Source organism: Streptomyces durocortorensis, assembly GCF_016901035.1.
Classification (GTDB): Bacteria; Actinomycetota; Actinomycetes; order Streptomycetales; family Streptomycetaceae; genus Streptomyces; species Streptomyces durocortorensis.
On the sequence record NZ_JAFEUF010000128.1, the window covers coordinates 12,595 to 20,558 of the forward strand.

The 7,964-nt window shown below is 72.3% G+C and carries 8 protein-coding genes; 3 read left to right on the top strand and 5 right to left on the bottom strand.

From position 1 onward, the window contains the following. Positions 1–142 precede the first annotated feature (142 nt). Together JS521_RS22330 and JS521_RS22335 are read right to left on the bottom strand one after the other, a co-directional pair. Entirely contained in the window at positions 143–1,357 is a 1,215-nt protein-coding gene (locus JS521_RS22330; protein WP_205084725.1) for an acyl-CoA dehydrogenase family protein, read from the bottom strand. Positions 1,358–1,363: 6 nt separating this feature from the next. After that, positions 1,364–2,386 (bottom strand): phosphotransferase family protein, encoded by a 1,023-nt coding sequence (locus JS521_RS22335; RefSeq protein ID WP_205084726.1) that lies wholly within the window; start codon positions 2,384–2,386, stop codon positions 1,364–1,366. 144 nt (positions 2,387–2,530) lie between these two features. On the opposite strand from JS521_RS22335, the gene JS521_RS22340 reads away from it, so the two are divergent. Both JS521_RS22340 and JS521_RS22345 read left to right on the top strand, forming a co-directional pair. Then, a complete protein-coding gene (locus JS521_RS22340; protein WP_205084727.1) occupies positions 2,531–3,823 on the top strand; it encodes an enolase C-terminal domain-like protein in 1,293 nt (430 codons plus the stop codon). Between the two features lie 91 nt (positions 3,824–3,914). After that, entirely contained in the window at positions 3,915–4,850 is a 936-nt protein-coding gene (locus JS521_RS22345; RefSeq protein ID WP_205084728.1) for an NADP-dependent oxidoreductase, read from the top strand. 35 nt (positions 4,851–4,885) lie between these two features. Here JS521_RS22345 and JS521_RS22350 read toward each other — a convergent pair whose 3' ends face one another. From JS521_RS22350 to JS521_RS22360, 3 genes are read right to left on the bottom strand one after another with little or no spacing between them, the layout of a single operon-like run. Further along, on the bottom strand, positions 4,886–5,200 hold the full coding sequence (locus JS521_RS22350) for a DUF202 domain-containing protein (protein ID WP_205084729.1): 315 nt from the start codon (positions 5,198–5,200) through the stop codon (positions 4,886–4,888). Continuing rightward, positions 5,197–5,592 (bottom strand): YidH family protein, encoded by a 396-nt coding sequence (locus JS521_RS22355; RefSeq protein ID WP_205084730.1) that lies wholly within the window; start codon positions 5,590–5,592, stop codon positions 5,197–5,199. Before JS521_RS22355 ends, JS521_RS22350 begins: the two co-directional genes overlap by 4 nt. A gap of 37 nt (positions 5,593–5,629) precedes the next feature. Next, on the bottom strand, positions 5,630–6,139 hold the full coding sequence (locus JS521_RS22360; RefSeq protein WP_205084731.1) for an NUDIX domain-containing protein: 510 nt from the start codon (positions 6,137–6,139) through the stop codon (positions 5,630–5,632). Between the two features lie 119 nt (positions 6,140–6,258). Here JS521_RS22360 and JS521_RS22365 point away from each other — a divergent pair, with 119 nt between their 5' ends. Further along, complete coding sequence (locus JS521_RS22365; protein ID WP_205084732.1) at positions 6,259–7,914, top strand: FAD-binding dehydrogenase; 1,656 nt, start codon at positions 6,259–6,261, stop codon at positions 7,912–7,914. The last annotated feature ends 50 nt before the right edge of the window (positions 7,915–7,964 follow it).

Below are 7,964 nucleotides of genomic sequence, written 5' to 3' on the forward strand. Positions count from 1 at the left end.
CCCCCGCGGCCCACCCCGTCTATTTCCCCCCCCCCCCCCCCCCCCCCCGCCCCCGGGGCCCCCTACCCCCCCGGGGGGGGGCGGCGCCCCCCCCCCCCCCCCCCCCGGGGGGGGGGCCCCCACCGCTTCGTCCGTCAATCCGTCACACGTACTTCTTGATCTCCCGCCGGGCCAGCGACCGCTGGTGCACCTCGTCCGGCCCGTCCGCCAGTCGCAGCGTCCGCGCCGAGGCCCACAGCTCCGCCAGCGGGAAGTCCTGGCTCACCCCGCCCGCGCCGTACAGCTGCACCGCCGAGTCCAGGATGTCCACCACCGCGCGCGGGGTAGCGATCTTGATGGCCTGGATCTCGGTGTGCGCACCCTTGTTGCCCACGGTGTCCATCAGCCAGGCCGTCTTCAGCACCAGCAGCCGCAGCTGCTCCACCGTGACCCGGGCGTCCGCGATCCAGTTCTGCACGACGCCCTGCGCGGCCAGCGGCTTGCCGAACGCCGTACGTGCCACCGCCCGCCGGCACATCAGCTCGATGGCCCGCTCCGCCATCCCGATCAGCCGCATGCAGTGGTGGATCCGGCCCGGACCCAGCCGCGCCTGGGCGATGGCGAAGCCGCCGCCCTCCTCGCCGATCAGGTTCGCCGCGGGCACCCGTACGTCGTGGAAGACCACCTCGGCGTGACCCCCGTGCGAGTGGTCCTCGTACCCGTACACCTGCATCGCGCGCCGCACTTCGAGCCCCGGGGTGTCGCGGGGAACCAGGATCATCGACTGCTGGCGGCGGATGTCCTCGCCGTCCGGGTCGGTCTTGCCCATCACGATGAAGACCGCACAGTCCGGGTTCATCGCCCCGGAGATGTACCACTTACGGCCGTTGATGACATAGTCATCGCCATCCCGCGCGATCCGGGTCTCGATGTTCGTCGCGTCCGACGACGCCACGTCCGGCTCCGTCATCGCGAACGCCGAGCGGATCTCCCCGGCGAGCAGCGGCTCCAGCCACTGCTTCTTCTGCGCTTCGGTGGCGAACTGGAACAGCACCTCCATGTTCCCCGTGTCCGGGGCGGCGCAGTTCAGCGCGGTCGGCGCGAGATGCGGAGAGCGTCCGGTGATCTCCGCGAGCGGGGCGTACTGGAGGTTCGTCAGCCCGGCCCCGTACTCCGCGTCCGGCAGAAAGAGATTCCACAGCCCCTGCCGCCGCGCCTCGGCCTTCAGCTCCCCGACGACCGCCGGGGTGTCCCACGGCGAGGCGAGCCGCGCCCGCTGCTCCTCGGCGACCGGCTCGGCCGGATACACGTGCTCGTCCATGAACGCGAGCAGGCGGGAACGCAGCTCCTCGGTACGGGCGTCGAATGCGAAGTCCATGGGGGTTCAGCCTTCCTGGAGGGTGGTGAGGCCGTGCGCGATGAAGACGGGGACCAGATCGCCGATCCGGTCGAAACCCGCGCCGACGGTCTGGCCGAGCGTGTAGCGGTAGTGGATGCCCTCCAGGATCACGGCGAGCTTGAACCAGGCGAACGCGGTGTACCAGGAGATCGCGGAGGTGTCCCGGCCCGAGCGGGCCGCGTAGCGCTCGATCAGCTCGGCGGGGGACGGGTGTCCGGCCGCCCCGCTGGTGGTGGAGACCGGCGACCCGGCAAGACCGAGGTCGGAGCTGTACATCACGAGCAGCCCGAGGTCGGTCAGCGGATCGCCGAGCGTGGACATTTCCCAGTCGAGGACGGCCTTGATCCGGTCGTCGGAGCCGAGCAGCACGTTGTCCAGGCGGTAGTCGCCGTGGACGACGGTGGGTGCGGGGGAGGAGGGCAGTGCGCGGCCGAGCGCGGCGTGCAGCTCGTCGATGCCCGCCAGGTCGCGGTTGCGGGAGGCGTCCAGCTGCTTGCCCCAACGCCGCAACTGCCGGTCCAGGAAGCCGTCAGGACGCCCGAAGTCCCCGAGCCCGACCGCGGCCGGATCCACGGCGTGCAGGTCGACCAGGGTGTCGACGAGCCCGAGGACAGCCGCCCGGGTGCGCTCGGGGCCCAGCGGGGCGAGCTGCTCGGCGGTGCGGTACGGGGTGCCCTCGACGTACTCCATCACGTAGAACGGCGCGCCGATCACCGAGTCGTCCTCGCAGAGCAGCAGCGGCTCCGGCACCGGGACGGCGGTCGGGTGCAGTCCGCTGATCACCCGGTGCTCGCGCGTCATGTCGTGCGCGGTGGCCAGCACATGGCCGAGCGGAGGTCTGCGCACCACCCACTGGCCCGTCCCGTCGCCGACGACGTACGTGAGGTTCGAGCGGCCGCCCTCGATCAGCCGCGCTTCGAGGGGTCCGCTCACCAGCCCCGGACGCTCGCGGTCGAGATGGCCGCGCAGCGACTCCGGGTCGAGACCTGGTGGGGGGACTGGGCTCATGGTGGCGTACCTCCGGGCGACTGCGGATCGGTCGGAACCATGATGCCGACCAGTCGGTATGTCGTCCAGTGCCCTTCGGGATCTGCTGCCCCGGAAGTCGTCCGCACTCTGGTGATGAAACGCATCCCTGAATACAGTTCACGTATGAATACAGCTCTGGTGATCGAAGACGTCCGGCTCACCCCGATCCTCGTGTCCGATCCGCCCCTGCTGAACACCCAGGGCGTCCACCAGCCGTACACCCCCCGCCTGATCGTGGAGGTCGTCACCCGGGGCGGCACGACCGGCGTGGGGGAGACGTACGGCGACGGCGCCTACCTGGAGCCGGCACGTTCGCTCGCCGAGGCGCTCCCCGGCCGGGCGGTCACCGATCTGAACGGGCTGTTCGCGCTGGCCGAGGAGGTGTGCGGCGGATCGCATGCCGCCGCCGACGACCGGGTCGGCGCCGGGGGCCTGCGCGGGGTCAGGAACGCCGAAAAGATCCGGCTCTCCGTCGCCTCCGCCTTCGAGGTCGCCTGCCTGGACGCCCTCGGCAAGGCGCTGGGACTGCCGGTGCACGCGCTGCTGGGCGGCAAGGTCCGCGACACCGTCGAGTACAGCGCGTACCTCTTCTACCGCTGGGCCGCCCACCCCGGCCCGGGGGAGTCCGACGACTGGGGCGCGGCGCTCGACCCGGCCGGCGTCGTCGCCCAGGCCCGGCGTTTCGCCGGCACCTACGGCTTCGGCTCCTTCAAGCTCAAGGGCGGCGTCTTCGAACCCGACCGGGAGATCGCCGCGATCCGCGCCTTGGCGGAGGCGTTCCCCGGCCGCCCGCTGCGCCTGGACCCGAACGGCGCCTGGTCCGTCCCCACCTCGCTGTACGTCGCCGACCGGCTGAAGGACGTCCTCGAATACCTGGAGGACCCCACCAGTGGCACCGAGGGCATGGCCGCCGTCTCGGCGGGCACGGACGTCCCGCTCGCCACCAACATGTGCGTCACCACCCTCGCCGAGGTCCCCGAGGCCTTCGCCCGCGACGCCGTCCGGATCGTCCTGAGCGACCACCACTACTGGGGCGGTCTCACCCGCACCCGGGAACTGGCGGCCATCTGCCGCACCTTCGGCGTCGGACTCTCCATGCACTCCAACACCCACCTCGGCATCAGCCTCGCCGCGATGACCCATGTCGCCGCCACGGTGCCGGACCTCGCGTACGCCTGCGACAGCCACTACCCCTGGCAGACCGAGGACGTCATCACCGAGCGCCACACCTTCACCGGCGGCCGGCTGACGGTCTCCGACGCCCCCGGGCTCGGCGTCGAACTGGACCGCGACCGCCTCGCCGCCCTGCACCGGCGCTGGGTGGAGGACGACGGAACCCACCGCGAGCGCGACGACGCGGCGGCGATGCGCGCCACCGACCCGGACTGGACGACCCCGGTGGTCCCGCGCTGGTGAGGGCAGACGGCCCGGCGCCGGTGGGAGGGGCGGGCCCCACGGCCGTACCGCCTGAGTTGCGGCGACCCTGACCTGCGCGGAAGGTCGAGGGATGAAGGCGATCAGCTACAGCGCGTACGGCTCCGCCGACGTCATGGAGTACGGCGAGCGGCCCGACCCCAAGGTCGGCCCCGACAGCGTCCTGGTGAAGGTGCGGGCAGCGGCGGTGAACCCGGTCGACTGGAAGGCCCGCGAGGGCTACCTCCAAGGCGCCCTCGACGCGGTCTTCCCGGTGATCCCCGGCTGGGACGTCTCCGGGGTCGTCGTGCAACCGGGCGTCGCCGTCGACGAGTTCGCGGTGGGCGACGAGGTCATCGGCTACGTACGCGAGGACTTCCTCTCCCGCGGTACGTTCGCCGAGTACGTCGCCGCCCCCGTGCGCACCCTCGCCCGCAAACCCCTGAGCCTCAGCTTCGAGGAGGCGGCCGGACTGCCGCTGGCCGGGCTGACCGCCTACCAGGTGCTGCACCGCACCCTGAAGATCCGCGAGGGCGACACCGTCCTGGTCCACGCGGCGGCCGGCGGCGTCGGATCGCTCGCCGTCCAGATCGCCCGGCACACCGGCTGCCGGGTCGTCGGCACCGCGAGCCCCCGCAACCACGAGCACCTGCGCAGCCTGGGCGCGGAGCCCGTGGAGTACGGCGAGGGCCTCGTCGAACGGCTGCGGGAACTGGTCCCCGGCGGCTTCGACGCCTCCTTCGACACGGTGGGCGGCGACGCCCTGAGAGCCTCCGCCGACACCCTCGCCCCGGGGGGCCGGCTCGCCTCCATCGCGGACGACGAGGTCTTCTCCTACGGCGGCCGCTACGCCTTCGTGCGGCCCGACGCGGCGGATCTGGCCCAGGTCGCGGAGCTGGCCGAGCGGGGCATCGTCACCGTCCACGTGGACCGGGTGTTCCCGCTGGAGGAGGCCGCGGAGGCGTACCGGCTCAACCAGGAGGGGCGGACGCGCGGCAAGATCGTGGTCACGGTGGACTGGGACGCGTAGGCGCGCCGCTCGGCCGATCGCAGAACCGGCCGCACTCAGAACAGCATCGCCGCCGCGAACGCCGCCAGCGCCACGGTGCACAGCGCCGCCGTCAGCGCCCCGCGCGGCGCGAGCGACTCGGGCCGCGCCGCCTCCATCCGCAGCATCCTGCGGTGGGCCACCAGCAGGAACCCCAGCCAGGCCAGCGCGCTCAGCGCCACCGCGACCAGCGCGGCCGGGGTCACCCCGCCGTGCAGCGCCTGCCGCACCGCGAGCAGCGCGACGACCGTGGCGGACAGGGTCGTGCGCCGCCAGGCCAGCCGCGTCCGCTCCGGCTGCAGCCCCGGGTCGCGGTCCGTCGTCGCCGTCACACGCCCTCCCAGCCGAAGAGGACCACCACCACCATCGCCACGGCGACGACGGCGACCACCAGACTCAGCAGGGCCGGGAACCGGGACACCGGCAGGTCCTCGCCCCGCCGCATCGCCTGCTCGCACCGCACCCAGTGGCTGACCGCCCGCAGCGCGCAGAGCACCCCGGAGGCCAGCAGCCCGAGCGCCAGCCCGGCCCGGACGCCCCACACCAGCTCCGGCAGGAACTGATCGACGGCGAAACCCCCGCCGATCAGTGCCAGAGCCGTCCGGATCCAGGCGAGGAACGTCCGCTCGTTGGCCAGCGAGAACCGGTAGTCGGGGGTGTCCCCTTCCTCCCGGATCCGCTGCGGCGCGAACCACAGCCGTACACCCTGCGCGATCTTGTTCACACGAGCACCCTAGGCGCTGCCCATGGCTCGGGCCCGGTCAGGCGGCCCGGAGCTCCCGCAGCCGCCGGTACGCCTCCAGACCATCGGGCACCCACGCCCACTCACCGAGCCGCCGCTCCAGCTCCGCGTCGTCCAGGAAGGCGTGCCAGGCGACTTCCTCGACCTGCGGGGAGACCGGCAGCTCGCACCGCACCTGGTAGACGGCCGACCACCAGGTGTGCTCGCCGTCCGCGTAGAGGAACCGGAACAGCGGCTCCGGCTGCGGCAGCCCCGAGACCCCCAGCTCCTCCTCCGCCTCGCGCAGCGCCGCCTCCTCGTACGACTCGCCCGCGCCCACGACCCCGCCGACGAACATGTCGTAGTGCGAGGGGAAGACCAGCTTCGTGGCCGTACGCCGGTGGACGAAGACCCGCCCCTGCGCATCGCGCGCCTCGATGAACACACAGCGGTGCCGCAGGCCCCCCGCGGTCGCCTCGCCGCGCGGGGCCTGCCCGATGACCTCGTCGTTCTCGTCGACGATGTCCAGAATCTCGTCAGAAGGCGTCATGCGTTTCATCCAACAGCAGCCGGACGGTTGACGTGGCAGCGGCGGGTACCCAAGATCTGACGCACGGGTAACTTGAACGATTCTCCCGCCCCTGAGCCGCCCCGAACAGGATGGAACCCATGGCGTACGACGCTGATGTGATCGTGATCGGGGCAGGGCTCGCCGGACTCGTGGCCACCGCCGAACTGGTCGACGCCGGCCGTTCCGTGATCCTCCTCGACCAGGAGCCCGAGCAGTCCATCGGCGGCCAGGCGCACTGGTCCTTCGGGGGACTCTTCCTCGTGGACTCGCCCGAACAGCGCCGGATGCGGATCAAGGACAGCCGGGAACTGGCCCTCCAGGACTGGTTCGGCACGGCGGGCTTCGACCGCGAGGAGGAGGACCGCTGGCCGAGGAAGTGGGCCGAGGCGTACGTCGACTTCGCCGCCGGTGAGAAGCGTTCCTGGCTGCACCAGCAGGGGCTGCGGATCTTCCCCGTCGTCGGCTGGGCGGAACGCGGCGGTTACGACGCGACCGGCCACGGCAACTCCGTACCCCGCTTCCACATCACCTGGGGCACCGGCCCCGGCGTCGTCGCCCCCTTCGAACGGCGGGTCCGCGAGGGCGTCGCCAAGGGGCTCGTCCAGCTGCGGTTCCGCCACCGGGTCACCGGCCTCGCCCGTACCGCCGGGGCGCTCGACACGGTCACCGGCGAGATCCTGGAGCCGAGCGGGGCGGAGCGAGGCACGGCGAGCAGCCGTGAGGTCACGGCCCCCTTCGAGCTGAAGGCCCAGGCGGTGATCGTCACCTCCGGCGGCATCGGCGGCAACCACGACCTGGTCCGCGCCCAGTGGCCCGAACGGCTCGGCACCCCGCCCGAGAAGATGCTCTCCGGCGTCCCCGCCCACGTCGACGGCCTGATGCTCGGCATCGCCGAGAAGGCGGGCGCGCACCACATCAACCGCGACCGGATGTGGCACTACACCGAGGGCATCGAGAACTGGAACCCGATCTGGGCCCGCCACGGCATCCGGATCCTGCCCGGCCCCTCGTCCCTCTGGTTCGACGCCCGCGGCAAGCGGCTGCCGGTCCCGCTCTTCCCGGGCTTCGACACGCTCGGCACCCTCGAACACATCATGGCCTCCGGTCACGGCTACACCTGGTTCGTCCTCAACCAGCGGATCATCGGCAAGGAGTTCGCGCTCTCCGGCTCCGAGCAGAACCCGGACCTGACCGGCAAGTCGGTCCGCGACGTGATCGGCCGGGCCCGCGCGGACGTGCCCGCACCGGTGAAGGCGTTCATGGACCACGGGGCGGACTTCGTCGTCGAGAAGGACCTCGGCGCGCTGGTCCGGGGCATGAACGCGGTCACGGGGGAGGACCTCATCGACGAGGAGAGCCTGCGCCGCGAGATCACCGCCCGCGACCGCGAGATCGCCAACCCCTTCACCAAGGACCTCCAGGTCACCGCGATCCACGGAGCACGCGCCTACCTCGGCGACCGCCTCATCCGCACCGCGAAGCCGCACCGCGTCCTGGACCCCTCGGCGGGCCCGCTGATCGCCGTCCGCCTCAACATCCTCACCCGCAAGTCCCTGGGCGGTCTGGAGACGGACCTGTCCTCCCGCGTCCTGACCGCCGAGGGCACCCCGCTCCCGGGCCTGTACGCGGCGGGCGAGGCGGCGGGCTTCGGCGGCGGCGGAGTCCACGGCTACCGCTCCCTGGAGGGCACGTTCCTGGGCGGCTGCATCTTCTCGGGCAGGGCGGCGGGCAGGGCGGCAGCCCAGGCGCTTTAAGCCCTGGGCGAGGACCGGGCGGGCGTTCCAAGCCCCTCCGGCGATTGAGG

Bases quoted from the DNA above. Each gene is read 5' to 3' on its own strand.
- JS521_RS22330 (WP_205084725.1), bottom strand. From the start codon at position 1,357: ATGGACTTCGCATTCGACGCCCGTACCGAGGAGCTGCGTTCCCGCCTG.
- JS521_RS22335 (WP_205084726.1), bottom strand. From the start codon at position 2,386: ATGAGCCCAGTCCCCCCACCAGGTCTCGACCCGGAGTCGCTGCGCGGC.
- JS521_RS22340 (WP_205084727.1), top strand. From the start codon at position 2,531: ATGAATACAGCTCTGGTGATCGAAGACGTCCGGCTCACCCCGATCCTC.
- JS521_RS22345 (WP_205084728.1), top strand. From the start codon at position 3,915: ATGAAGGCGATCAGCTACAGCGCGTACGGCTCCGCCGACGTCATGGAG.
- JS521_RS22360 (WP_205084731.1), bottom strand. From the start codon at position 6,139: ATGACGCCTTCTGACGAGATTCTGGACATCGTCGACGAGAACGACGAG.
- JS521_RS22365 (WP_205084732.1), top strand. From the start codon at position 6,259: ATGGCGTACGACGCTGATGTGATCGTGATCGGGGCAGGGCTCGCCGGA.